At 70.9% G+C, this 23,176-nt stretch carries 26 protein-coding genes and 1 pseudogene; 16 read left to right on the top strand and 11 right to left on the bottom strand.

Translation table 11 applies throughout. The annotated features are described in order from the left end of the window. Window positions 1-37: 37 nt before the first annotated feature. Window positions 38-1,258 carry an NAD(P)-dependent malic enzyme gene (locus BLT82_RS05185; protein ID WP_093652594.1) on the bottom strand — a complete coding sequence of 407 codons (1,221 nt, stop codon included), beginning with the start codon at window positions 1,256-1,258 and terminating at the stop codon, window positions 38-40. Window positions 1,259-1,811: 553 nt separating this feature from the next. Between BLT82_RS05185 and BLT82_RS05180 the strand changes: the two genes are divergently transcribed. The 3 genes from BLT82_RS05180 to BLT82_RS05170 are packed head-to-tail and all read left to right on the top strand — an operon-like array spanning window position 1,812 to window position 4,547. After that, window positions 1,812-2,777, top strand: a complete 966-nt coding sequence (locus tag BLT82_RS05180) for an ABC transporter substrate-binding protein (RefSeq protein WP_093652593.1) — start codon at window positions 1,812-1,814, stop codon at window positions 2,775-2,777. A 45-nt stretch (window positions 2,778-2,822) separates the two neighbouring features. Further along, on the top strand, window positions 2,823-3,782 hold the full coding sequence (locus BLT82_RS05175) for an amino acid ABC transporter permease (RefSeq protein WP_093652592.1): 960 nt from the start codon (window positions 2,823-2,825) through the stop codon (window positions 3,780-3,782). A gap of 3 nt (window positions 3,783-3,785) precedes the next feature. Then, window positions 3,786-4,547, top strand: a complete 762-nt coding sequence (locus BLT82_RS05170) for an amino acid ABC transporter ATP-binding protein (RefSeq protein WP_093652591.1) — start codon at window positions 3,786-3,788, stop codon at window positions 4,545-4,547. A gap of 81 nt (window positions 4,548-4,628) precedes the next feature. On the opposite strand, the gene BLT82_RS05165 is transcribed toward BLT82_RS05170, so the two are convergent. Continuing rightward, window positions 4,629-5,393: a class I SAM-dependent methyltransferase gene (locus tag BLT82_RS05165; RefSeq protein WP_093652590.1), complete on the bottom strand. Its 765-nt coding sequence runs from the start codon at window positions 5,391-5,393 to the stop codon at window positions 4,629-4,631. 91 nt (window positions 5,394-5,484) lie between these two features. Here BLT82_RS05165 and BLT82_RS05160 point away from each other — a divergent pair, with 91 nt between their 5' ends. After that, on the top strand, window positions 5,485-6,114 hold the full coding sequence (locus tag BLT82_RS05160) for a CGNR zinc finger domain-containing protein (protein ID WP_093652589.1): 630 nt from the start codon (window positions 5,485-5,487) through the stop codon (window positions 6,112-6,114). Here the strand turns inward: BLT82_RS05160 and sodX are convergent. After that, window positions 6,018-6,437 carry a nickel-type superoxide dismutase maturation protease gene (sodX, locus tag BLT82_RS05155; protein ID WP_093652588.1) on the bottom strand — a complete coding sequence of 140 codons (420 nt, stop codon included), beginning with the start codon at window positions 6,435-6,437 and terminating at the stop codon, window positions 6,018-6,020. The two genes, BLT82_RS05160 and sodX, sit on opposite strands and share 97 nt — an antisense overlap. Window positions 6,438-6,587: 150 nt before the next feature. Here sodX and sodN point away from each other — a divergent pair, with 150 nt between their 5' ends. Then, window positions 6,588-6,983 carry a superoxide dismutase, Ni gene (sodN, locus tag BLT82_RS05150; RefSeq protein ID WP_093652587.1) on the top strand — a complete coding sequence of 132 codons (396 nt, stop codon included), beginning with the start codon at window positions 6,588-6,590 and terminating at the stop codon, window positions 6,981-6,983. A gap of 7 nt (window positions 6,984-6,990) precedes the next feature. Here the strand turns inward: sodN and BLT82_RS05145 are convergent. Continuing rightward, window positions 6,991-7,263, bottom strand: a pseudogene (locus BLT82_RS05145) (tyrosine-type recombinase/integrase); the annotation flags it as partial. A gap of 543 nt (window positions 7,264-7,806) precedes the next feature. On the opposite strand from BLT82_RS05145, the gene BLT82_RS37060 reads away from it, so the two are divergent. From BLT82_RS37060 to BLT82_RS05130, 4 genes are all read left to right on the top strand, one after another. Further along, window positions 7,807-7,965 carry a hypothetical protein gene (locus tag BLT82_RS37060; protein WP_167745962.1) on the top strand — a complete coding sequence of 53 codons (159 nt, stop codon included), beginning with the start codon at window positions 7,807-7,809 and terminating at the stop codon, window positions 7,963-7,965. Window positions 7,966-8,099: 134 nt separating this feature from the next. After that, a complete protein-coding gene (locus BLT82_RS05140) occupies window positions 8,100-8,711 on the top strand; it encodes a TetR/AcrR family transcriptional regulator (RefSeq protein WP_093652586.1) in 612 nt (203 codons plus the stop codon). Then, a complete protein-coding gene (locus BLT82_RS05135) occupies window positions 8,708-9,112 on the top strand; it encodes a DUF6069 family protein (protein ID WP_167745961.1) in 405 nt (134 codons plus the stop codon). The genes BLT82_RS05140 and BLT82_RS05135 overlap by 4 nt, the downstream gene beginning before the upstream one ends. 429 nt (window positions 9,113-9,541) lie before the next feature. Beyond that, window positions 9,542-9,727, top strand: a complete 186-nt coding sequence (locus tag BLT82_RS05130) for a hypothetical protein (protein WP_093652585.1) — start codon at window positions 9,542-9,544, stop codon at window positions 9,725-9,727. 75 nt (window positions 9,728-9,802) lie between these two features. Here BLT82_RS05130 and BLT82_RS05125 read toward each other — a convergent pair whose 3' ends face one another. Beyond that, complete coding sequence (locus BLT82_RS05125; protein WP_093652584.1) at window positions 9,803-10,768, bottom strand: LysR family transcriptional regulator; 966 nt, start codon at window positions 10,766-10,768, stop codon at window positions 9,803-9,805. 193 nt (window positions 10,769-10,961) lie between these two features. Between BLT82_RS05125 and snpA the strand changes: the two genes are divergently transcribed. Continuing rightward, a complete protein-coding gene (gene snpA, locus BLT82_RS05120; RefSeq protein WP_093652583.1) occupies window positions 10,962-11,645 on the top strand; it encodes a snapalysin in 684 nt (227 codons plus the stop codon). Window positions 11,646-11,817: 172 nt separating this feature from the next. Here snpA and BLT82_RS05115 read toward each other — a convergent pair whose 3' ends face one another. Next, a complete protein-coding gene (locus BLT82_RS05115; RefSeq protein ID WP_208867707.1) occupies window positions 11,818-12,264 on the bottom strand; it encodes a DUF6304 family protein in 447 nt (148 codons plus the stop codon). A 399-nt stretch (window positions 12,265-12,663) separates the two neighbouring features. Next, window positions 12,664-13,248: a dihydrofolate reductase family protein gene (locus BLT82_RS05105; RefSeq protein ID WP_093652580.1), complete on the bottom strand. Its 585-nt coding sequence runs from the start codon at window positions 13,246-13,248 to the stop codon at window positions 12,664-12,666. Between the two features lie 131 nt (window positions 13,249-13,379). On the opposite strand from BLT82_RS05105, the gene BLT82_RS05100 reads away from it, so the two are divergent. Further along, entirely contained in the window at window positions 13,380-13,955 is a 576-nt protein-coding gene (locus BLT82_RS05100) for a TetR/AcrR family transcriptional regulator (RefSeq protein WP_093652579.1), read from the top strand. A gap of 452 nt (window positions 13,956-14,407) precedes the next feature. Here BLT82_RS05100 and BLT82_RS05095 read toward each other — a convergent pair whose 3' ends face one another. From BLT82_RS05095 to BLT82_RS05085, 3 genes are all read right to left on the bottom strand, one after another. After that, window positions 14,408-15,037 carry a GNAT family N-acetyltransferase gene (locus BLT82_RS05095; protein ID WP_093652578.1) on the bottom strand — a complete coding sequence of 210 codons (630 nt, stop codon included), beginning with the start codon at window positions 15,035-15,037 and terminating at the stop codon, window positions 14,408-14,410. 100 nt (window positions 15,038-15,137) lie between these two features. Next, the gene (locus BLT82_RS05090) at window positions 15,138-16,181 is read right to left on the bottom strand and encodes a family 2 encapsulin nanocompartment cargo protein polyprenyl transferase (protein ID WP_208867728.1); all 1,044 of its coding nucleotides are present in this window, start codon (window positions 16,179-16,181) and stop codon (window positions 15,138-15,140) included. A gap of 90 nt (window positions 16,182-16,271) precedes the next feature. Next, window positions 16,272-17,696 carry a family 2B encapsulin nanocompartment shell protein gene (locus tag BLT82_RS05085; protein WP_093652577.1) on the bottom strand — a complete coding sequence of 475 codons (1,425 nt, stop codon included), beginning with the start codon at window positions 17,694-17,696 and terminating at the stop codon, window positions 16,272-16,274. A 237-nt stretch (window positions 17,697-17,933) separates the two neighbouring features. On the opposite strand from BLT82_RS05085, the gene BLT82_RS05080 reads away from it, so the two are divergent. Together BLT82_RS05080 and BLT82_RS05075 are read left to right on the top strand one after the other, a co-directional pair. Continuing rightward, a complete protein-coding gene (locus BLT82_RS05080) occupies window positions 17,934-18,524 on the top strand; it encodes an N-acetylmuramoyl-L-alanine amidase (RefSeq protein WP_208867706.1) in 591 nt (196 codons plus the stop codon). A gap of 140 nt (window positions 18,525-18,664) precedes the next feature. Further along, on the top strand, window positions 18,665-19,579 hold the full coding sequence (locus tag BLT82_RS05075) for a 1-aminocyclopropane-1-carboxylate deaminase/D-cysteine desulfhydrase (RefSeq protein ID WP_093652699.1): 915 nt from the start codon (window positions 18,665-18,667) through the stop codon (window positions 19,577-19,579). Here BLT82_RS05075 and BLT82_RS05070 read toward each other — a convergent pair. Beyond that, entirely contained in the window at window positions 19,558-21,156 is a 1,599-nt protein-coding gene (locus BLT82_RS05070) for a Na+/H+ antiporter (protein ID WP_093652575.1), read from the bottom strand. The genes BLT82_RS05075 and BLT82_RS05070 overlap by 22 nt on opposite strands. Before the next feature lie 43 nt (window positions 21,157-21,199). Between BLT82_RS05070 and BLT82_RS05065 the strand changes: the two genes are divergently transcribed. The 3 genes from BLT82_RS05065 (at window position 21,200) to BLT82_RS05055 (ending at window position 23,135) form a co-directional block, all read left to right on the top strand. Beyond that, window positions 21,200-21,460, top strand: coding sequence for a UBP-type zinc finger domain-containing protein (locus BLT82_RS05065; RefSeq protein ID WP_093652574.1), 261 nt, complete (start codon window positions 21,200-21,202; stop codon window positions 21,458-21,460). Window positions 21,461-21,702: 242 nt separating this feature from the next. Further along, on the top strand, window positions 21,703-22,116 hold the full coding sequence (locus tag BLT82_RS05060) for an ATP-binding protein (RefSeq protein WP_018845530.1): 414 nt from the start codon (window positions 21,703-21,705) through the stop codon (window positions 22,114-22,116). Further along, on the top strand, window positions 22,113-23,135 hold the full coding sequence (locus tag BLT82_RS05055) for an RNA polymerase sigma factor SigF (RefSeq protein WP_093652573.1): 1,023 nt from the start codon (window positions 22,113-22,115) through the stop codon (window positions 23,133-23,135). Before BLT82_RS05060 ends, BLT82_RS05055 begins: the two co-directional genes overlap by 4 nt. The last annotated feature ends 41 nt before the right edge of the window (window positions 23,136-23,176 follow it).

Here is a 23,176-nt window from a genome sequence, read left to right as displayed (position 1 = left end):
GGTCGGGGGGGGCGTCCGACTCCGACGACGGGCGTCGTCAGCGCCGGGCCACTCCCTCGGCTCGCGCCGCGGCCGCCACCGCGGCGGTGACCGCCGGGGCGACCCGCTCGTCGAACGGCGACGGGATGACGTAGTCCGGGGCGAGCGCGTCGCCCACCACGTCGGCCAGCGCGTTCGCCGCCGCGATCTTCATGCCCTCGGTGATCCGGGAGGCCCGCACCTGCAGCGCGCCCGCGAAGATGCCCGGGAACGCGAGGACGTTGTTGATCTGGTTGGGGTAGTCGCTGCGGCCGGTGGCCACGACCGAGGCGTACTTGTGCGCCACGTCCGGGTGCACCTCGGGGTTCGGGTTGGCCATCGCGAAGACGAAGGCTCCCGGCGCCATCGAGGCGACCGCGGGCTCCGGCACCGTGCCGCCCGAGACGCCGATGAAGACGTCCGCGCCGGCCAGCGCCGTCTCCAGCGAGCCGCTGAGGCCGGCCCGGTTGGTGATCTCCGCGAGTTCCCGCTTGACCGGGGTCAGGTCGTCGCGGTCACGGCTGACGATGCCCTTGCGGTCGGCCACCGCCACGTCGCCGAGCCCCGCCTCGAGGAGGAACTTGGCGATGGCGACACCGGCCGCGCCCGCGCCCGAGATCACGGCGCGCAGGTCGCCCAGACCCCGGCCGGTCAGCTTGGCCGCGTTGCGCAGGGCCGCGAGGGTGACCACGGCGGTGCCGTGCTGGTCGTCGTGGAAGACCGGGATGTCGAGCCGCTCCTGGAGCTTGCGCTCGATCTCGAAGCACCGCGGCGCCGAGATGTCCTCCAGGTTCACTCCGCCGAAGGACGGGGCGAGCCGCACGACCGTGTCCACGATCTCGTCGGTGTCCGTGGTCGCGAGGGCGATCGGAACGGCGTCCACGCCGCCGAACTGCTTGAAGAGGATCGCCTTGCCCTCCATCACGGGGAGGGAGGCTTCCGGTCCGATGTCTCCGAGTCCGAGAACCGCCGTGCCGTCGGTCACGACCGCGACCACCTGCGATTTCCAGGTGTAGTCGTGGACGAGTTCCGGCTTCTCGGCGATCGCGGTGCACACCTTGGCGACACCGGGTGTGTATGCGAGGGACAGGTCGTCCTTGTTCCGGACGGGCACTGTGGCCTGGACGGCCATCTTGCCGCCGCGGTGCAGCGCGAAGGCCGGATCGAAGGGTTCGCCGGAGTCCCCGGGTGCACTCTCCGTCCCGCTGGCGCTGCCAGGATTGACGATCTCCGCTGCCATGTTCGTTTGACCCCTTAAGTCTTCATCAGTTGAGGGTGGCCACTCCTGGTTGAGGAGGGGTGGGCGGGCACCGCGTCCGTTCCCTGCCCTGGATGGTTGGCCCGCCCCGGCAGGGGGAGGTACGTACGCGCGGGCGCGCCGCACAACGCGCCCTGAGCCCCGGATGAGGGGTGTAAGGATCCTTCTTACCGGACGGACGGCACCGGAGACGAGCCCATTGGTCCGTCCATGATCTCCCAGTGACCTGACTCATAGCGACATATGCTGACAAGACAGGAACACTTGGCAGAAAGCACGATGAATGGCGTCCGCATCCCGAGACGGTCCGAAGATCTTCCGGTCGGAAGAAGGAAAGGCCGCAGATGATGCGGCTGGTACGGCCCTGATGTACCGGCCCGTAGCGCTTCGGGGGTCACCCGTTATCCGATTTTGACATGCGTAGCCCACTGAATGGGCTAGTCCGAATGGCAAGATGCCGGAAACACACAAGGTCGACACTCGAAGATGAGTGCGCGACGCCTGGCAAACCCACACCTGCCGGAGGACCACGATCATGACCGCAAGCACCACCCGCCGCTCGACCGCCGCCAAGTCCCGAATCGCCGCGGTCAGCGCGATCGCGGTCGCCGGTGCCCTGCTGCTCACCTCCTGCGGTGACCAGACGAACTCCGGCTCGGGCACGGGTGTGAAGGAGAGCGCTGCCGGCAGCGGCGCGCCGCTCTTCGACAAGCTGCCCAAGAAGTACCAGGACGCCGGCGTGATCAAGGTCGGCACGGACGCGGCGTACGCCCCGATGGAGTACGAGGAGGGCGGCAAGATCGTCGGTATCGACCCCGACATCGCTGCGGCTCTCGGCAAGCAGCTCGGCGTCGAGTTCAAGTTCACCTCCGGCACCTTCGACGGTCTCATCTCCTCGCTCAACACCGGACGCCAGGACATCGTCATGTCCGCCATGAGCGACACCAAGGCCCGCCAGGAGGGCCTGGACGACAAGGGCAAGAAGACCGGTGAGGGCGTCGACTTCGTCGACTACTTCAACTCGGGCGTCTCGCTGCTGGTCAAGAAGGGCAACCCGCAGAAGGTCACCTCGCTCGACGACCTGTGCGGCAAGAAGGTCGCGGTCCAGCGCGGCACGATCTACGAGGACACCTTCAAGGCCCAGGCCGCCAAGTGCGCCAAGGACGGCAAGGGCAAGCTCACCATCGAGGCGTTCGACACCGACGCCGAGGCCCAGACCCGCGTGAAGTCCGGCGGCGCCGTGGCCGACCTCAACGACTACCCGGTCGCCGCGCACATCGCGAAGACCGCGGGCGGCGGCAACGACTTCGAGGTCGCGGGCGACCAGACGGACGCCGGCCCGTTCGGTATCGCCGTCGACAAGGACAACACCCAGCTGCGTGACGCGCTGAAGGAAGCCCTGGACGCGATCATCAAGAACGGCGAGTACGGCAAGGTCCTGGAAAAGTGGGACGTCAAGGGCAGTGCGGTCACCGAGGCGACCATCAACGCCGGTAAGTAAGTCTGGCGTACCCCGTCTCGAGCGTTCCACTGAAGGGCAGTCACTGTGACTGACAAGTTCGACAAGACGCCCGCGGACGAGCCCCCCACGGGCTCGTCCGCGAGCAAGGAAACAACCGCCACGGCCCACCCCGAGCAGATCAAGGCCATCCCGGTACGGCACTACGGCCGTTGGGTGTCCGGCGCGGTCGTGCTGGTACTGCTCGGCTGGCTCGCCTTCGCCTTCGCGCAGGGCGACATCCGCTGGGCCACGATCACGGACTACCTGTTCGACGGCAGGATCCTCCAGGGTGCCCTGAACACGATCATCATCAGTGTTCTGTCCATGCTCATCGGCCTGGTGCTGGGCATCGTCTTCGCGGTGATGCGGCTGTCGAAGAACCCGGTGACCGGCGCCGTGGCATGGCTGTACATCTGGTTCTTCCGGGGCACCCCGGTGTATGTCCAGCTGCTGCTCTGGTTCAACTTGGCGCTGATCTTCCCGATCCTGAACATCGGGTTCTACAAGGACGAGATGGTCGACGTCATGACCCCGTTCCTTGTGGCCCTGCTGGGCCTGGGCCTGAACGAGGGCGCCTACATGGCCGAGATCGTCCGGGCCGGCATCCAGTCGGTCGACGAGGGCCAGACCGAGGCGTCGCACGCGCTCGGCATGTCCAACGGCAAGACCATGCGCCGGGTCGTGCTGCCCCAGGCGATGCGGGTGATCGTGCCGCCCACCGGCAACGAGTTCATCAACCTGCTCAAGACCTCGTCCCTGGTGTCGGCGGTCCAGTACACCGACCTGCTCCGGGCAGCGACGAACATCGGCTCCACCTCCTTCGCCATCATGGAGATGCTGATCGTCGCCTCGATCTGGTACCTGGCCCTGACGAGCGTCTTCAGCGTCGGCCAGTACTACGTCGAGCGGTACTACGCCCGCGGTTCGCTGCGCCAGCTGCCGCCCACGCCATGGCAGCGGGTCAAGACGAATCTGCGATTCCTCCAGAGCCCCAGGGGGGTGTGACACATGACCGCCATGGTGAAGGCCGAAGGCGTCCACAAGTCCTACGGCGCCGCCCACATCCTCAAGGGCATCGACCTCGAGGTAGCCCCCCGTGAGGTGTTCTGTCTCATCGGCCCCTCCGGCTCCGGCAAGTCGACCTTCCTCCGGTGCATCAACCACCTGGAGAAGATCAACGCGGGCCGGCTCTGGGTCGACGGCGAACTCGTCGGCTACCGCCAGAAGGGCGACAAGCTCTACGAGCTCAAGGACAGCGAGGTCGCCCTCCAGCGCCGTGACATCGGCATGGTGTTCCAGCGCTTCAACCTGTTCCCCCACATGACCGCCGTCGAGAACGTCATGGAAGCCCCCATCCAGGTCAAGGGCGAGGCCAAGGCCGTCGCCCGGGAACGGGCCCTCAAGCTCCTCGACCGCGTCGGCCTCGGCGACAAGGCCGGGAACTACCCCTCCCAGCTCTCCGGCGGCCAGCAGCAGCGCGTCGCCATCGCCCGCGCCCTGGCGATGGAACCCAAGCTGATGCTCTTCGACGAGCCCACCTCCGCCCTCGACCCCGAGCTCGTCGGCGACGTCCTCGACGTCATGCGCGGCCTCGCCGAGGACGGCATGACCATGGTCGTCGTCACCCACGAAATGGGCTTCGCCCGCGAAGTCGGCGACAACCTCGTCTTCATGGACGGTGGCGTCGTCGTCGAATCCGGCAACCCCCGCGACGTCCTCACCAACCCCCAGCACGACCGCACCAAAGCCTTCCTCTCCAAGGTGCTGTAACGCTCGGTGGACCGTCGTACCGAACGCCGGAGGCGGCAGGGCATGCCCTGCCGCCTCCGGCGTTCGCCCGTCCGGGCCCGCTTACCGCAGCGCCAGCACCAGCGCGTCGGAGGGCGACGCCCACACGGGGCGGGCCTCGGCGAAGCCGGCGGCGCGCAGGGTCTCGGTGTGCCAGCGGACGGACGGGGTGTCACCTTCGGCGTGCTCGCCGTAGATCTCGAAGCGTCGGGCGGTGGGGCCGGCCAGGACGGGGTCCGCCGCCGCGAGGGCCCACCAGTCGGCCCAGTCGAGCGCCCCGGCGGCCCTGGCCCGCTCCATGGCGGCGTGCCGGTGGGCGCGCTCGGCCGCGTTGATGCGCGGGGTGTCGTCCTTCATGTGGTCGGCGTTCATGAACACGCCGCCGTCCGCGACCAGGCCGGCGAGCTGCCCGTAGAGGGCGGCGAGGGGCTCGGCGTGCAGCCAGTGCAGCGCGGTGGCGGTCAGTACGGCGTCGTACGAGGTGTGCGGGAGGGCCGCGGTCCAGCCCGGGTCCTTGAGGTCGGCGGTGACGAAGGTGACGCGCCGGTCACCGGCGAAGTACCCCTCGGCGATGGTCAGCAGCGCGGGGTCGAGGTCGACCCCGACACTCTCCGCCTTCGGGAACCGCTTGAGCAGTCTGTCCGTGATACTTCCCGTACCGCAGGCGAGGTCCAGGACTCTCGGCTCGGGGCCGGCGAAGGCCTCGACCATGTCCAGCATCACCCGGAACCGCTCCTCGCGGTCGGGCATGTACCACTCCTGCTGGCGGTCCCAGCTCTCCTGCCAGGCCCGCCAGTCGGTTCCGGTCGCGGCCGCGCTCTCGGTCATCCGTACCCCTCCAGTCCGTAATACCCTCGTAACCAGAGCATCACTTACCTCATCCATCGCCGACACTAGACCTCATCCGTAAGGACTACAAGTGGAACTGGCCTCTTACTCGGACTACGCCGTGCGTCTGGTCAACACCGAGGAGCCGGCCCGCAGCAAGGACACGCTCACGTCGGTGGAGGCGGTCCGCGAGCTCTTCGGCGCGGCCTCCCAGATGGCGCGCCGGGCCACGGACTCGGACGTCACCCGCTTCCGGTCGGTACGGGCCAGGCTCCGCGCGGTCTTCACCGCCGCGGACTCGGGCGACCAGACCCAGGCCGTCGACCTGCTCAACTCGCTGCTCCTGGAGTTCCCCGTCAGCCCGCAGATCTCCGGCCACGACTTCCTCGACGAGGAAGGCCGGCCGCGCTGGCACATGCACCTCGCCGACCACCCGTCCAACGCGACCTCCGGCTACGCCGCGATCGCCGCGATGGGACTCGCCTTCCACCTCACCGAGTACGGCGTCGACCGGCTCGGCCTCTGCCAGGCCGCGCCCTGCCGCAACGCCTACCTGGACACGTCCACGAACCGCTCGCGCCGCTACTGCTCGGACCGCTGCGCGACCCGCGCCAACGTCGCCGCCTACCGGGCCCGCAAGCGCCTGGAGACCGAGCGGTCCGAGAGCACGGGCCGCACGGCGGAGAACGCCCAGGCCAGCAGCCCGAGCGCCGACCTCTGACCCCGCGGGCGCGGGCGGTACCGCGCCCGCACCCGGCCGAGCAGCAGGTCCTCGGGCACAGCGCCGAACAGCCGGCTGTCGCCCTCCGCGTACGGGTTGTCGCCCAGCACCCACCAGCCGTCCTCGCGCCGCTCGACCGCCCGCTTCACGATCAGCAGGTCCTGCTGCAGCGGGTGCCGCAGCACCGCCACGTCCCCGGCCCGGACGGCCGCCCCGTAGTGCACCAGCAGCCGGTCCCCGTGTGCCAGCGTGGGGTGCATGGAGGGCCCCGTCACCTCCGCGACCCCGAAGGGCGCGCCGGGTTCCCGCCCTTGCTCCGTCATCGACCGCCTCCGGGTCCTTCCGTATGTTCCGCCACACGTCCCATGGTCACCCCGGACTTTTGACCTAAGCCCCAGGGGGCACCCGCGAAAACGCGCCTCTCACGGAGTAATGTCCCACCTGAGAAGACGATCACGAGGAAGGACAGCTCAATGCTCTCCCGCCTGTTTGCCCCCAAGGTGAAGGTCAGCGCACACTGCGACCTCCCCTGCGGTGTCTACGACCCGGCCCAGGCCCGCATCGAGGCCGAGTCGGTCAAGGCCGTTCAGGAGAAGATGGCCGCGAACGACGACCCGCACTTCCAGGCCCGTGCCACGGTGATCAAGGAGCAGCGCGCGGAGCTCGCCAAGCACCACGTGTCGGTGCTCTGGAGCGACTACTTCAAGCCCCCGCACTTCGAGAAGTACCCGGAGCTGCACCAGCTGGTCAACGAGACCCTGAAGGCGCTCTCCGCGGCCAAGGCCTCGACCGACCCGAAGACGGGCGAGAAGGCCCTGGAGCTCATCGCCGAGATCGACCGCATCTTCTGGGAGACCAAGAAGGCCTGATCTTCGATCATGCCTCTTGACCTGCGATTTCCTTGGTTGCAGTGTCTCCGAGTCCGCACCCGGTCCGCATGCCGCCGAGCACGGCGTCCATGACGGCCCGGGTGCGGTCTTCTTCGCCCGGCCAGAGGTGCGCATGGATCCGCAGCGTGATGACGGACGCGCGCCCGAGGACGGGCTGCACCTGCTTGGCGCTCGCGCCGCCGGTGATGAGCGCGGAGGCGCAGAAAAGCCGCAGATCGTGGGTCACCATGTGCGGCAGCTCGACGGACTTGCGGCCCTCACACCATCTTCGGCCCGAAGGCGGGCGAGAAGAAGGAGCTGCGCGGTCTGCTGAGCGCCGGACACCGGCGCAACCGCCTCGCCTGGCTGGCTCCGTTCACGAGAACGGGTTCTGGCTCAGGTTCCGTGCAGCAGTGGCTGAGCGTTGCGAGCCGGGAGGTGGCTGCCTCGCTGGTCAGGGCTGGATCTCATCCGGCCCGTACGACATTGGGGTGCCGATTCACGAACCGAGGAGAGCTGACGTGCGCGACAGTCCGCGGACGAAGGAAGTCCTCGATGTCCTGCATGCCGAGCTGGAGGTTGGGCGATCGACGAAGACCGGGTTGGCCACGCGGGCTGCATGGCTGGCCTTCGTGCGATTCGCGAGGCAGCGCTTTGCCACCGCGCCGCCACCCGACTCGGACGGCTTGCTCTTCCAGTACGGCACGTACGCCTTCAGCGGGCGCCCGATGTTCACTGTGGACCTCACGCGACAGTTCGACATCGGTGACGACGGCGGCGAGCACGACCACTACGTACAGATCCACTGCGAACTCCGCTACGAGTGCGAACCCCCCTGGACGCCCTGGGAAGCTTCAACTCATGGTTCTTCCACGACGCCGATGCGGACCTCGATGAGTGGCTCGCCGCCATGGAGGGGCACCTCGAACTGCTGCTTGCTCGTGTGCCCGCCGAGATCGATGTGTACGAGGAGCCGGTCTAGTACTGGTCTAGTACTCCAGTCGCAGTTATGGATCTTGGAGGGCTGCCGCCGACAGCAATCGAGTACAGGAAACGCGAGCGGAGTGAGTCCTCACTCATTGACGGAGTGAGGACTCACTCCGTACTCTCGCAGTCATGACACCACCTGAGGAGAACCAGACCGCCCGTCGCCGCGCCCCCGGGATGTCGCCGGAGCGGCGCCGCGAGATGATCATTCAGACCGCGATCCCGCTGATCACCGAGTACGGCTCGGCTGTGACGACCGCGAAGATCGCCCGCGCCGCGGGCATCGGCGAGGGCACGATCTTCCGGGTTTTCGCCGACAAGGACGAGTTGCTGCAAGCCTGTATCGCGGAGGCGCTCTCCCCCGAGCACGCGATCCGCGAGCTCGACGCGATCGACGTATCCCAGCCGCTGCCCGACCGGCTCGCGGAGGCGGCGGAGGCGCTGCAGGCGCACATGGACCGGCTCGGCGCGATCATCGGCTCGCTGGGGCACGGCGGCGGCAAGCACCCCGGCACGGTGCGCGGCGCAGGCCGCGACGAGTCGACGACCCGTATCCGCGCGGCCCTCGCGGAGCTGCTGGAGCCCGACAAGGCCGCCCTGCGCCGACCGCCGGAGCAGATCGCGGCCCTCTTCATCGGGCTGCTCTTCACCCAGCCGCGTACGAAGGACGAGCCCGACCTGACCCCGCAGGAGCTGGTGGAGGTCTTCCTGCACGGGGCACTCTCGGGGGACGCCAAGTGAGCGCGCACAGAGGGCGCCTGGGGGTTACGGCCCTGGCCGTCCTGGCCTCCGTCCTGGTGTGGCTGGTCGCGGACCCACTGCTGGGGCACCGGCTGCGGATCGCCGACGGCGAGCAGACGCTCGACATCGGCGCCGTGCCTGTGGCGGTCGTCGCATTGCTCGCGTCGCTCTGCGGCTGGGGACTGCTGGCCGCCCTGGAGCGGTTCGGCGTACGGCGCGCCCGCGCCATCTGGACCGGGGTGGCCGGCGCCGTACTGGCCGTTTCCTTCCTGCCGTTCATCGGCGACGGCATGGACGGCGGCACCCGGGTCACTCTCGCTCTGATGCACCTGGCGGTGGCGGCGGTGCTGATCCCGGGGCTGGGCGGCAGGACCCCCCGGGGCGGGAGCCGGTGCCGCTAGTACTCCGGCCATTGCTGTGGATCTTTATGCCGTGGCCTCGCGTCAACGGTAGTGGCAGTCGCGGGCGCGGGCCTGGTGTCGGCGGCGCCATAGGGACCAGCGCGGACGACGCCGGGGCCCCGGCTGGACGCCGACGCAACGGATGTCTTGGAGGTCTCGTCCAAACGGGATCGAGGCACCAACCGCGATGCGGCAGCAGATGCACGGGGTCTACGACGGGCGTGTCCGCGAGGGGCTGCGCCGCGGATGGGCCGTCCGGTTCCAGCACGGCGCAACTCCTCCCGCGCACGGAGCCGGTGGTGGAGGGCCGGGTGCGGTCTGCATGATGGACGGCGGCCCACCCGGCAGGCCGTGCCACTCCGGCGCGGCCGCGGCCGGGAGGACGGCGGGAACCGACCACGGACCGGAGGGGAGCGGAACATGTTGTGCGTGCGGGGCGTCGTCCTGCCCGAGCGGGAAGAGCGGACGCTGTGGATCGACGGGGAGCGGCTGCGCACCGACGCCGCTTCGGGCTCCGAGGCCGACCTCGTCGCCTACGACACCGACCCGGCGCTGGAGCCTCGTGCACTGGCACACCCCAGCCGGATCGTGCTGCGCGGCCGGGTGGTGCGCTGACCCCGGCGCACGTCCCCGTCCCCCGGGGCCCCGGCCCGCGGGTGTCCCGCCCCGGTGGCCCCGGCCCGGGAAGGTTCAGGCCGCCGGCGTGTGCAGCAGCGGGCTCTTGTTGCGCAGCAGCCACTGCCGGTACGCGGCGGCGCGGAGGGCCGCCTCGCGGTAGGCGGCGAGGAGTTCGGCGTAGACGAGGGCGAAGGTCTCCGCGCCCGGGCCGGGCCGCCGGTAGAGCAACAGCCGTACCGCGAGGGGGTCGTCGCGCAGCGGGCGTATCGCCATGTCGTCGCGCGGGCCGGAGGTGGGCTGGCAGGGTGCCACCGCCTCGCCGACCACGATGAGGGACGTGGCGGTGTGGTAGTCGGCGTGCAGCACCGGAGGGTCGATCCCCGCGGCGGTGAGGACCCGGCGCAGTCCGTCCCACTCGCCGTCGACCGTGGGGTCCACCATCCACCGGTCCTCGGCGAGATCGGTGAGGTCGACCACCGGGGCCGCGGCGGCCGGGTGGTCGCGGGCCATGGAGATGAACTGCGGCTCCCGCTCGACGAGGACCCGCCGTTCCAGCCCTTCCGGCACCAGCAGCGGGCAGCCCTCGACCTCGTGGACGAACGCCACGTCCAAGTGCCCCGCGGCGGCCATGCGGAGCAGGGTGTTGGCGGAGACGTTCATGTGCAGGGAGAGGTCCGTGCCGTCGGGGAGCCGCTGTCTGAGCCGTCGCAGCCAGCCCGCGAGGGCGCGGCTCGCCGTGGAGCCGATGCGCAGCCGTCGATCGTCCGCACGGGCGACGGCTGCCCGGGTCTCCGTCACGAGCGCCGACAACCCCGCGATCAGCGGACGGGCCCGGCTGAGGACGGTGCGGCCCAGCGGGGTGGGCCGGCAGCCCGTGCGCTCCCGGAGGAAGAGCTCCCCGCCCAGGGCGTTCTCGATCCGGCGGAGCTGGGTCGTCAGGGACGGCTGGCTCATGCCGAGCCGACGGGCGGCCTTGTGCAGACTGCCCGCGTCGGCGATGGCGCACAGCACGCGCAGATGCCTCACCTCCAGCTCCATACTGCGAGAGTAGGACGGCACCCTTCGTCACACCAGACACCTGTGTCGCTCCAATTTCCTTGATTCACAAGGGAGTTGGAACTGGTCATGTCCGTGATGCCGCAGGGTTATCGCCAGTTGGCATCATCCGCCGGCGGGCCGGGCTCCCCGACACTCTCCTCACCGATCCCCACTCGGATGAGGAGAACCCCCCATGAGACACCCCGAGCGACGCCCCCGGGCGTTACTCTCCGCCGCACTCGGTCTGGGCCTCGCCGCGGCCCTGGCCTCCGCCGTACCCGCCACCGCCGCCCCGGCGCCCGACGCCGCGAGCCCCGCCGTCCCCACCGGCCCGGCCGCGTCCGCCGTCGCCTACGACGGTTCCGCCGAGGACGCCCGCGCCACCAAGGCGTTCTTCGACGCGGTGGTGAAGTCGGTCGCCGAGAAACGGGCCGAGAACCCGGGCGCGCAGGCCGTCACCGTCGTCTACAACGCGAGCAGCGCACCGAGTTTCCGCTCGCAGATAGCCGGCAGCACGCAGATATGGAACGGCTCCGTGTCCAACGTGCGGCTGCAGGAGGGCTCCAACCCGGACTTCCGGTACTACGAGGGCAATGATCCGCGCGGATCCTACGCCGGCACCGACGGGCACGGCCGCGGCTACATCTTCCTCGACTACCGGCAGAACCAGCAGTACAACTCCACCCGGGTCACCGCTCACGAGACCGGACACGTGCTCGGGCTCCCCGACCACTACTCCGGCCCGTGCAGTGAGCTGATGTCGGGCGGCGGTCCCGGAACCTCCTGCCAGAACGCGTATCCCAACGCGGCCGAACGGGCCCGGGTGAACCAGCTCTGGGCGAACGGTCTCGCGGCCGCCCTCACCAAGGTCTCCTGACGCAAGACCCCCACGGCGCCTCGTGCCCGGGTTCCGGCCCGGGCACGGGGCGTTCCACTCATCGGAGTGCCGCCGACGCCGGTTTTCGCAGCGCCGCCGGTGCGTGTTCTCGCAGCGGCGCCGGACCGCGGGCCGGTTCCGGCACGCCGTCCCGCCCCCACGGCGCGTCGGCTCAGGCGCTTTCCAGCAGCCTCCGGTCCAGTTCCGCACCCTCGGGCAACTGCCGCCGAATCCGCCCGAGCGCGTCGTCGAAGTCGCCGTCGGCCACGCCGGACTCGTACGCCGCCCCGCCGAAGTGCAGCGTGAGGTTCAGATCCGTCCGGCCGGGCGTGCCGTCGGCCCCTGGCTCACCGAGCGTCAGCAGGCAGCTGAGCGTGGCCTGTTCCGCACTCCCGCGCTGGGTGACGGGCAGCGGCATGTCCCATTCCAGTACGCAGCCGGAGAGTCGTTCACCCGATTCCGCCGCGCCCAGGGCGGCGAAACTCGGCCCTTCGTACTCGACTCCCCTGATGCGGGTGCTCACTCTGTGCCCGCTCGGGGCGATCGCCAGGGCGATCGCCTCCGCACCCCGGCGGTCCCGGTACCAGCCGGTCCACACGTCCGTCGACTCCGTTGACATGGCGCGGACTGTAGCGGTACGACCGGCCCTGTTGTACAGCCGGTCGGCTCTCGAACGGTTCTGCGCCGCTCCGGTCAGGCGGACGGGCCCGCGGCCGGCTCCTCGTTCGTCCCCTTCGTGCCGTCCGCACCCCGCCGGCGCCCCGATTCCCGGGCTTCACCGGTACCGCGCGTGCACGCGGAGTTGTGGCAGGGCCCGGGCCCCCACTCGGGGACGAACACACCGAGCACCTTGCGTCGTCTGATGGCGGAACCGACAGGCTGTCCGCAGGACGGACACGCGTACTCGCCCTGCGGGCGGCGGACGGTCCGGCGTCCTTCGCTGCCCATGGGTCCAGGATAAGTCGGCGGGCCCGGGACGAACAGCGCTTGCGCGCCCCGGGCGCCCCCGCCGGCGCGGCTACCGCTTCCTGCTGTACTTCCGTACGAGCACCCCGTTGCCGAAGGTGCGCACCCAGTCCAGTGTGAAGTCGGTGACGGCGAATCCGGCGCCGAACATCGGCATACCGCTCCCGTAGACCTGCGGATAGGTCTTGATCACCAGTTCGTCGATCTCGTCGAGGAGTTCACCGGCGATCCGTGAGCCGCCGCAGAGGTAGATGCCGAGTTCGCGGTCCTCGGCCTTGAGGGCTCGCACCCTGCCGACCAGGTCGTCGGCGATGATCTCCACGCCGGCGTCCGGGGACTTCTCCAGCGTGCGCGACGCGACGTACTCGCGCAGGTGCCCGTACGGGCTGGTGATGCCGGCGTCCAGCGCCAGCTGGTAGCTGGCACGGCCCTGGATCAGGGTGTCGAAGTGCTTGTTCGGCGAGTCCTGGAGGCCCAGCGCCTCGCGCCCCAGGACCGCGATGGTCTCGGGATACTCGGACTTGAGGTACTCCAGGTAGTCGTTGTCCACGAAACCGAACATGGACGAGGCATCGCCGTCCGGGTCTCCGATGAAGCCGTCGATGGAGCAGGCGATGAAGTACGTGAGCTTGCGCAAACCGGTCCTCTTGTTCCGTCGGGGATGCGGGCCCGGCCGGTCCGCCGAACCACTGCGGATATAGTGCTCCAGACGTAGTGGTTGCGCAAGTGCCTTTTTCGGAGGGCGCATTGACGAGAAAGGGGAAGGCATTGGCCAGGAACCCGGGACGCAGGACCGCACTCGTGGACGCCGCCATCGAGGTGCTCGCCCGCGAAGGGGCCAGGGGCCTCACCTTCCGCGCGGTCGACAGCGAGGCCGGGGTGCCGCCCGGGACGGCGTCGAACTACTTCACCAGCCGCGACGACCTGTTCACCCAGGCGGGCGCGCGGATCCATGTGCGGATGACGCCCGCGCAGACCGACGTCGACAAGGCGATGCGGCCCGCGCCGACGCGTGAGCTGTACGTGCGGCTGATGCAGTGGCTGGTGCGGCGCATGACCGAGGAGCGGACGGGCTACCTCGCGATGCTGGAACTGCGACTGGAATCGACCCGCCGCCCGGCGCTCCAGGCGGAGCTGAACCGCGCGGTCGGCGCCGAGCTGGAGGCCAATCTGCGCCACCACCTCGACTCCGGCCTGCCGGGCGACGCCGACACCTTCCTCGCTCTCTACCTGGCCATGACCGGGCTGATGCTGGAGCACTTCACCCTGCCCGAGGTGCTCTCCGACCGGGACGTGGACGAGCTGGTGGAGACAGTGGTCAACCGGATCGTCCCCGCGGAGTGACGAGCCCGGCGCGGGGCCGTTTCCCCGCGTGGTGGCCTCCGGCGGGTTCGACCGCGCCGCCTGCGTTCACGGCGGATTCGCGCGCACGGATTGCATCCGCGGCGGGTTCGACCGCACCGCCTGTATCCACCGTGCGGCGTGCGGCGGCGGCCTCCCGACCGGCCGTCGAGCGGCACGGCTCGACGGAGTCCGGCCTGCGGCCCGGCAGGCGCGGGGCAGCGAGCCCGGGCGGCTGGTGCGGGACAGCGGGCCCGGGCGGCGCGGGGGATCCGCCCCGGGCGGCAGGGGCACACCGTGGCCGGCGTTCACCGTCCGGACAGAGGCACGCCGCGGCCCGCTCCGCCTTCGCGGGCAGGGGACGCCGTGGCCGGCTCCGCCCTCGTGGGCACCCGCGGGCCGGTGCCGGAGCGCACCGCCCGGGCGCCTACGGGGCGGGGTCCGCGCCCCGGCGCCTACGGGGCGGGGGTCCGCGCCGCGCCTCCGCTCCCCGGGGCGACGGGCTCCCGCCACATGGGCCACATCAGCGGGCCGTCGGGCAACTGGACGGTACGGTCCGTGAACGCGAAGCCCAGCCGCTCGTAGAGGCGGCCGCTGCGGGCGCTGCTCGCCTCCAGGTAGGCGGGCACCCCCTCCCGGTCGCAGCGTTCCAGGGCCGGGGCAAGCAGGGCGGTACCGAGCCCTTCGCCCTGCCGCTCCGGAGAGACCGCGATCAGCAGCAGATACTCGTGCGCCCTGCCCTGCGGATGGACCGCACCGGTCAGCCGCCCGACGAGTTCGGCCCGCTCGTTGTCGGGGTCGGCGATCTCCCTCATCCGGGCGGGGGTGTCGTCCTCCTCCTCGGGCGCCTGGGCGGGCACCTGGAGCCAGAGCGCCGCTGCCGTCCCGTCCTCGGTCATGTCGACCCGCCCCTCGGTGAGCGCGATGTCGAGGAAGACCCCGAGGAAGACCCCGTGCACCCGGCGGCGGTGGGCCTCGTCGGGAAAGACCCAGCTGCTGACCGGGTCGTGCATGAACGCCTCGTCGAGCAGCCGCACCACCGCCTCACGGTCCCGCTCCCCCGCCTGCCGTATCCGTACGCCCATGTCCGGGCCGCCTCTCCGAGATCGTCAACTGGCCGCTGCGATCCTAGAGTTGCGGCCCGGAGTGCGCACCGGCACGCGGGCTCGTCGGGCAGGCCCGGACTCAGCGGCTGCGCCGCGTGACGAACTCCGCGAGGGAGAGCAGGTCTCCCGCCGCCCTGAGGTCCGGGGCGGCGAGGGACAACTGCTGCACGGCCCGGGCCATCCGGTCCGCCGCCTGGAGCTGGGCCCAGTCCCGGCCGCCTGCCCGCTCCACCGCGTCCGCGGCCCGGGCGACCGCCCCGGCGTCCATCGGCCCGGTGTACAGCTCGGCGAGCTCCGCCCCCGCCTCCGTGCCCGAGCTCAACGCCGCCACCACCGGCAGCGACTTCTTGTGCGCGGCCAGATCGGCACCGGCCGGCTTGCCCGTGCGGTCCGGGTCGCCCCAGATGCCGATGAGGTCGTCGATCAACTGGAAGGCCAGTCCTGCCTCCCGGCCGAAGGCGTCCATCGCGGCGATCTCCTCCTCCCCCGCCCCCGCGTACAGCGCGCCGAGGGCGCAGGCGCAGCCCAGCAACGCCCCGGTCTTGGCCGTGGCCATGGCGAGGCACTCGTCGAGAGAGACCTCCCGCGGCCCGCGCCGCTCGAAGGCGCAGTCCGCCTGCTGGCCGGCGCAGAGTTCGATCACACAGGCCGCGAGCCGGGCGGAGGCCGCGGCGGCGGCCGGGTGCCGGTCCTCCGCGAGCAGCCGCAGCGCGAGGGCCAGCATCGCGTCACCCGCGACGATGGCGTCCGGGGTGCCGAACACCGTCCAGGCGGTGGGCCGGTGCCGGCGGGTCGGATCCTCGTCGATGACGTCGTCGTGGAGCAGGGTGAAGTTGTGGGCGAGCTCCACGGCCGCGGCCGCGCGCACCGCGTGCTGCGGGTCCCCGCCGAGCGCCCGGGCGGCCGCCAGCACCAGGGCGGGCCGGATCGCCTTGCCCGCGGAGCCGACGGCGGGTGTGCCGTCGGCGTGCTCCCAGCCGAAGTGGTACATCGCCACTCGGCGCATGGTGCCGGGGAGGGACTCGACGGTGTCCCGCAGCCGGGGGTCGACGGCGCTGCGGGCGCGTTCCAGGAGCCGCGCCGCCTCGTGGGCTTCGGTGGCGGCGGCGTCCGGACTGGTCATGGTCACGGTCACGTCCTCTGCTGAAGGGGTGGGGCGGGGGCGGCGCCGGGCCGCCCCCGCCGGTTCGGTGCCGGGCGAGCGGCGCCGGGGTCAGCGCCAGCGGCTCACCTCGACGTTCTCCAGCACGCCGAGGGCGTCCGGCACCAGCACCGCGGCCGAGTAGTAGGCCGTGACGAGGTACGAGATGATCGCCTGCTCGTCGATGCCCATGAAGCGGACGGAGAGGCTGGGCTCGATCTCGTCGGGGATGCCGGTCTGGTGCAGGCCGACCACGCCCTGGTCCTCCTCACCCGTACGCATGCAGATGATCGAGGTGGTGCGGGCGTCCGAGATGGGGATCTTGTTGCACGGGAAGATCGGCACACCGCGCCAGGCGGGGATACGGCTCCCCCCGATGTCGACGGTGTCCGGGTAGATGCCCCGCCGGCTGCACTCCCTGCCGAAGGCCGCGATGGCCCGCGGATGGGCGAGGAAGAGCTTGGAGCCGCGCCGCCGGGACAGCAGCTCGTCCATGTCGTCCGGGCCGGGCACGCCGTCGTGCGGCTGAAGGCGCTGGCCGTAGTCGCAGTTGGCGAGGAGGCCGAACTGCTTGTTGTTGACGAGCTCGTCCTCCTGGCGCTCGCGCAGAGCCTCGACCGTGAGCCGCAACTGCTGCTCGGTCTGGTTCATCGGCTGGTTGTAGAGGTCGGCCACCCGGCTGTGGACCTTCAGCACGGTCTGCGCGACGCTCAGTTCGTACTCGCGCGGCGCGGCCTCGTAGTCGACGTACGTGTGCGGGACGACGGCCTCGCCGACATGGCCGGCGGAGAGGTCGATGGCGGCCTCTCCGTACTTGTTGGTCCGCTGGTGGGGGATCGAGACCACGGACAGGAGATGGCTGCCGAGGGACTCGGCCCGGTCCGCGAGGGTCAGCACGTCCTGCCGGGTGAGCTCCAGCGCGACGCACGCGGTACCGGCGCGGGCCGTGAACTCCCACACGGCGTCGCCGTCGACCAGCGACCTGTCACCGAAGTACGAGCCGTCGGCGAGGACGCCGAGCACGGCCTCGTCCCCGTAGGGCCCGGTGCCGATCTGCTCCACCCGTCCGTGCGCGAGGAGGAACACCCGGTCCGCGGTCTCGCCCTTCGTCGCCAGCACGTCGCCCGGGGCGAACCGCACCTGCCGGCAGCGCTGCGCCAGTTCGCGCAGCACGGCCTCGTCGTCGTACCCGCGCAGTGGTGGCAGCTCGCCGAGCTCGGCCGGGATGACCTCGACCTGGCTGCCCGTCTGGACGAAGGTGACGCGCCCGTCGCCCACCGAGTAGCTGAGCCGACGGTTCACCCGGTACGTACCGCCCTGCACCTGGACCCAGGGCAGCATCCGCAGCAGCCACCGGGAGGTGATCTCCTGCATCTGGGGCGCCGACTTGGTGGTGGTCGCCAGGTTCCGCGCGGCGGCCGTACCGAGACTCTGCTGCGGCGGTGCCGCGTCCTGGCCGCCCTCGCGCACCTCGTCACCAACCGAACCAACCGACATGGGACTCCTTCGCAATCATGGATTGACCTGCAACGAAGAGCCTTCCAGCACGCTGCGTAGGCCCGCCATTACACAAATGAGTGGGACTAGACCGGGACGTGCGGGGCATGGCGTGCGTTTTCCGCCCGATCGGCGCACTGGCCGGATCGGCTCGCACACCGTGCGAACGCCTCGCCTGGTCACGGGGGTTGGGGTAGAAGCCCCGTACGAACACTTCCAGCCGTGAAGGAGTCGGACATGGCCCCACCGATGTCCGCGGACAGCTTCCTCGACGCCCTGCGCGACGAGGGGCTGACGGTCGTCCAGGTCGGCGACTGGCGCAACCACAACCGCAACCACAAGGGCCCCTGGGGCCCCGTCCACGGGGTGATGATCCATCACACCGCCACCCGGGGCACCGCGGACACCGTCCGCATCTGCCGCGACGGCTACGAGGGCCTGCCCGGCCCGTTGTGCCACGGCGTCATCGCCAAGGACGGCAAGGTCCATCTGGTCGGTTACGGCCGGGCCAACCACGCCGGACTCGGCGACGACGACGTGCTGCGCGCCGTCATCGCCGAGAAGGCGCTCCCCCCGGACGACGAGGCGAACACGGACGGGAACCGCCACTTCTACGGGTTCGAGTGCGAGAACCTCGGCGACGGCAGGGACCCCTGGCCGGAGGCCCAGCTGGTGGCCATCGAGAAGGCGGCCGCGGCCGTCTGCCGGCGCCACGGCTGGAACGCCCGGTCGGTCATCGGGCACCTGGAGTGGCAGCCGGGGAAGATCGACCCGCGCGGCTTCACGATGAACGCCATGCGCGCCCGGATCACCGAACGGCTCAAATGACGCGGTCCGTGTGAGCGCGGCCGCCCCGGCGGGGCCGCGGAGACGCCGGCGCCGGGCACGGCGGCGTGAACGCAGCGGGCCGCGGCGGCCGGACACGGGCGGCGCGTGAACACGCCGGGCCGGGCGGCGACAATGGCGGCGTGAACGTGTTCGACCTCGCCGTCCTGCGGCCCCGGCTGCCCTCCCCTCTGGAGCCGGTGGCCGACGAGCGCTTCGCGCGGCACGGGGCACGGCTGCTGCTCAAGCGGGACGACCTCATCCATGCGGATCTGCCGGGCAACAAGTGGCGCAAGCTCGCGCCGAACCTCCGCGCGGCGGCCGGCCGGCCCGTGCTCACCTTCGGCGGCGCGTACTCCAACCATCTGCGCGCCACGGCCGCCGCCGGGCGCCTGCTGGGCTTTCCGACGGTCGGCGTCGTCCGGGGCGACGAGCTCGCCGGGAAGCCCCTCAACGCGTCACTGGCCGCCTGCGCCGCCGACGGGATGCGGCTGCACTTCGTGGACCGGGCCACGTACCGCCGCACGTCCGAACCGGAGGTGCTGGCCGAGCTCCTGGAGCGCATCGGGGAGCGTGAGGGGTGCTGGGTCGTCCCGGAGGGCGGCAGCAACGCCCTTGCGGCGCAGGGCTGTACGGAGCTCGGCCGCGAGCTGCGCGGCAGGGCCGACGTGGCCGCCGTGGCGTGCGGGACCGGCGGGACGCTCGCCGGGCTCGCCGCCGGACTCGGGGACGGAGCGCGGGCGCTGGGCATCCCCGTGCTCAAGGGGGCCTGCCTCGGCGAGCGGACGGCCGCCCTCCAGCAGGAGGCGTTCGGCGGACCGGCGGGCGACTGGTCGCTGGACGAGCGGTTCCACTTCGGCGGGTACGCCCGTGTCCCGCCCGACCTCGACGCGTTCGCGCAGGATTTCGAAGCACGTCACGGACTGCCCGTGGAACGTCTCTATGTCGCCAAAATGCTCTACGGACTTGTCGTCCTCGCCGGCGAGGGCGCCTTCCCGCCCGGGACCACCGTCGCGGCCGTGATCACCGGCCGGCCTCAGTCCGCGGCCTCGCGGTAGGCGGCCGCCTCCTCGAGGTCCAGCCGCCGCAGCAGCGCCCGCATCATCTCGTCGTCGATCCGCCGTTCGTCGCGCAGGCGCACGAACACCTCGCGTTCGGCCTGGATCACTTCGCGGGTGAGGCGGCGGTAGGTGTCGTCCGCGGACTCGCCCGTGACGGGGTTGACCGCCCCGAGCCGCTCCCAGGGCGAGTTCCTGCGGCGTTCGAGCACCGTGCGCAGCCGGTCGAGCAGCGGGCCGGGGAGGGCGTTGCGCGGGTCGTCGAGGAGTTCCTCGAGGCGCTGCTCCGCGGCGGCGGACGCCTCGCTCTGGGCCTGCGCCTCGGCCAGGGTGACGCTCTGCGGGTCGCGCTCCGGGAGCTTCAGCACGCGGATGAGGGCCGGCAGGGTGAGCCCCTGCACGACCAGGGTGCCGATCACCGTGGTGAAGGTGAGGAACAGGATCAGGTTGCGCGCCGGGAAGGGTTCCCCGTCCGCCATGAGGATCGGGATGGAGAAGGCGATCGCCAGCGAGACGACGCCCCGCATCCCGGCCCAGCCGACGATCACCGGGGTGCGCCAGTCCACGCCGGGCTCGCGCTCCCTGATGCGCTTCGACATCATGCGTGGCAGGAAGGTCCCGGGGAAGACCCACACGAAGCGGGACACGACCACGACGACGAAGATGACGACGGCGTACCAGGCGGCCTCCCCGACCGAGAAGGAGCCGAGCTTGCGCACCACGTGCGCCAGTTGCAGTCCGATCAGCGCGAAGACGGCCGACTCCAGGATGAAGGCGACCATCCGCCACACCGCCTCCTCCTGGAGCCGGGTGGCGAAGTCGACCTGCCAGGAGCGGTGCCCGAGGAAGAGGGCGACGACGACCACGGCCAGCACTCCGGAGGCGTGGACGTGCTCGGCCGCGGAGTAGGCGACGAAGGGGATCAGCAGGGACAGGGTGTTCTGCAGCAGGGGTTCCCTGAGATGGGTCCGCAGCCAGTGGATCGGCACCATCAGCACCAGGCCGACGCCGATGCCGCCGGCCGCGGCGACCAGGAACATCCCGACGCCCTCGCCCCAGGTGATGCCCTCGCCGACCGCGGCCGCCAGCGCCACCCGGTAGGCGGTGATCGCGGTGGCGTCGTTCACCAGGGACTCCCCCTGGAGGATCGTGGTGATCCGGCCCGGCAGGCGGAGCTTGCGGGCGACCGCGGTCGCCGCCACCGCGTCCGGCGGGGCGACCACCGCGCCGAGCACGAGCGCCGCGGTCAGCGGGAGGCCCGGGATCACCAGGTGCGCCACCCACCCGACGAGGAGGGTCGCGAACAGGGTGTAGCCGACGGAGAGCAGGGCGATCGGCCGGATGTTGGCCCGCAGATCGAGGTACGAGCTGTCGAGGGCCGCGATGTGCAGCAGCGGCGGCAGGATCAGCGGCAGCACGATGTGCGGGTCCAGCGCGTACTCCGGGACACCGGGCAGGTACGAGGCCACGAGCCCGACCGCGACGAGCAGCAGCGGGGCGGGCACCACCGTCCTGCGGGCGATTCCCGCGATCGCGGCGCTCGCCGCGACCAGCGCCACCACCGACAACGCCTCCATGATCCGCCCCTCACACGCTCACCCACGTCGTAACCTGGCCATCATGAGCGAGTGCCCGCACGTTCTCGACCTGCCGCGCCCCGAACCCGCGCCTCTGAGCGACACCTGCGTTGAGTGCCAGGCGACGGGGACGCACCCGGTGCAGCTGCGGATCTGTCTCTCGTGCGGACACGTGGGGTGCTGCGACTCGTCGCCCGGCCGGCACGCGACCCAGCACGCCGAGCAGGAGGAACATCCGGTGATGCGTACCCTGGAGCAGGGAGAGAGCTGGCGATGGTGCTTTCCGGACGGTTCGATCGTCTGACGTCTGGGTACGTCAAAGCTCCGCCGATTTCTCGCAATTGAGGACCGCAGAGCACTAGCCACTGTGTGTACTCATGGGCTTACCATGAGTGACAGAGCCGGGTAGGGGTCCCGGCGACACGGCACCATGGATCGCGATAGCGTCGCCAGTCCAGGTACTGGCTGCGCACCGACGCGCAGCACTCGGCTCCGGGATCGCCCTCCCGGAGCCTCGATCGACCTTGTGCCACCTTGGAGGTGAGGGTGTCCCAGATCGCAGGCGAGCCCGGGACTCAGGACTTCGTGGAAGTCCGGCTGCCCGCTGCGGGTGCCTACCTGTCCGTGTTGCGTACGGCCACGGCCGGCCTCGCGGCGCGCTTGGACTTCACCCTCGACGAGATCGAGGACCTGCGCATCGCGGTCGACGAGGCCTGTGCGATCTTGCTGCAGCAGGCCGTCCCCGGATCCGTTCTCAGCTGCGTCTTCCGGCTCGTCGACGATTCCCTGGAGGTCACGGTCTCGGCTCCCACGACCGACGGCCGCGCCCCGGAGCGCGACACCTTCGCCTGGACGGTGCTCTCGGCACTGGCGGGCAAGGTCGACTCCTCCGTGGCCGACGACCGTACGGTCTCCATCAGCCTGTACAAACAGCGCGGCGCGGGACCCGGGCCGGCGTGAGGGACGGGGACGGTCCGGTGCGCGACGAGGAGCGGATTCCCGGAACGCCGAACGGCGGGCGCACGGCTCCGGCGGGGCCGGGCGGCGGACCGGCGGGCATCCCGGAGCAGCAGGCCAGGCCGCACCCGGTGGACGAGCGTGACGGCCTCCCGGCCGCGGCGGAGCAGAAGCAGGCTGGGGGTACCTCCCAGGCGAAGCACTGGCAGAGGGCGGCCATGAGCGAGCACGAGCACGACCTCAAGGAACACGGGCACCACGCTCCGAACGACCCCCGGAGCGAGGCGCGGTCGATGTTCATCGCGCTGCGCAAGCTCCCGGAGGGCTCCCCCGAGCGCGCCGAGCTCCGCAACCAGCTGGTGCGGATGCACCTGCCCCTGGTGGAGCACCTGGCCCGCCGCTTCCGCAACCGCGGCGAGCCGCTCGACGACCTGACCCAGGTCGCCACGATCGGACTGATCAAGTCCGTGGACCGGTTCGACCCCGATCGGGGCGTCGAGTTCTCGACGTACGCGACGCCGACCGTCGTGGGCGAGATCAAGCGGCACTTCCGCGACAAGGGCTGGGCGGTGCGGGTGCCGCGGCGGCTGCAGGAGCTGCGGCTCGCCCTGACCACGGCGACGGCGGAGCTGTCCCAGCAGCACGGCCGCTCCCCCACGGTCCACGAGCTGGCCGAGCGCCTCGGCATCTCCGAGGAGGAGGTCCTGGAGGGCCTGGAGTCCGCCAACGCGTACTCGACCCTCTCCCTGGACGTCCCCGACACCGACGACGAGTCCCCGGCGGTCGCGGACACCCTCGGCGCGGAGGACGAGGCGCTGGAGGGGGTCGAGTACCGCGAGTCGCTGAAACCGCTGCTGGAGGACCTGCCGCCGCGGGAGAAGCGGATTCTGCTCCTTCGCTTCTTCGGCAACATGACGCAGTCGCAGATCGCGCAGGAGGTCGGCATCTCCCAGATGCACGTCTCCCGCCTCCTGGCACGCACGCTCGCCCAGCTCCGCGAGAAGCTCCTCGTCGAGGAGTGATCCCCTCCGGCGGTTCCGGACGGGCCTTCGCGCGCCTACCC

The organism is Streptomyces wuyuanensis (assembly GCF_900103455.1).
In the GTDB taxonomy this organism is placed as follows: domain Bacteria; phylum Actinomycetota; class Actinomycetes; order Streptomycetales; family Streptomycetaceae; genus Streptomyces; species Streptomyces wuyuanensis.
This window is presented reverse-complemented; position numbering and strand designations above follow the sequence as displayed.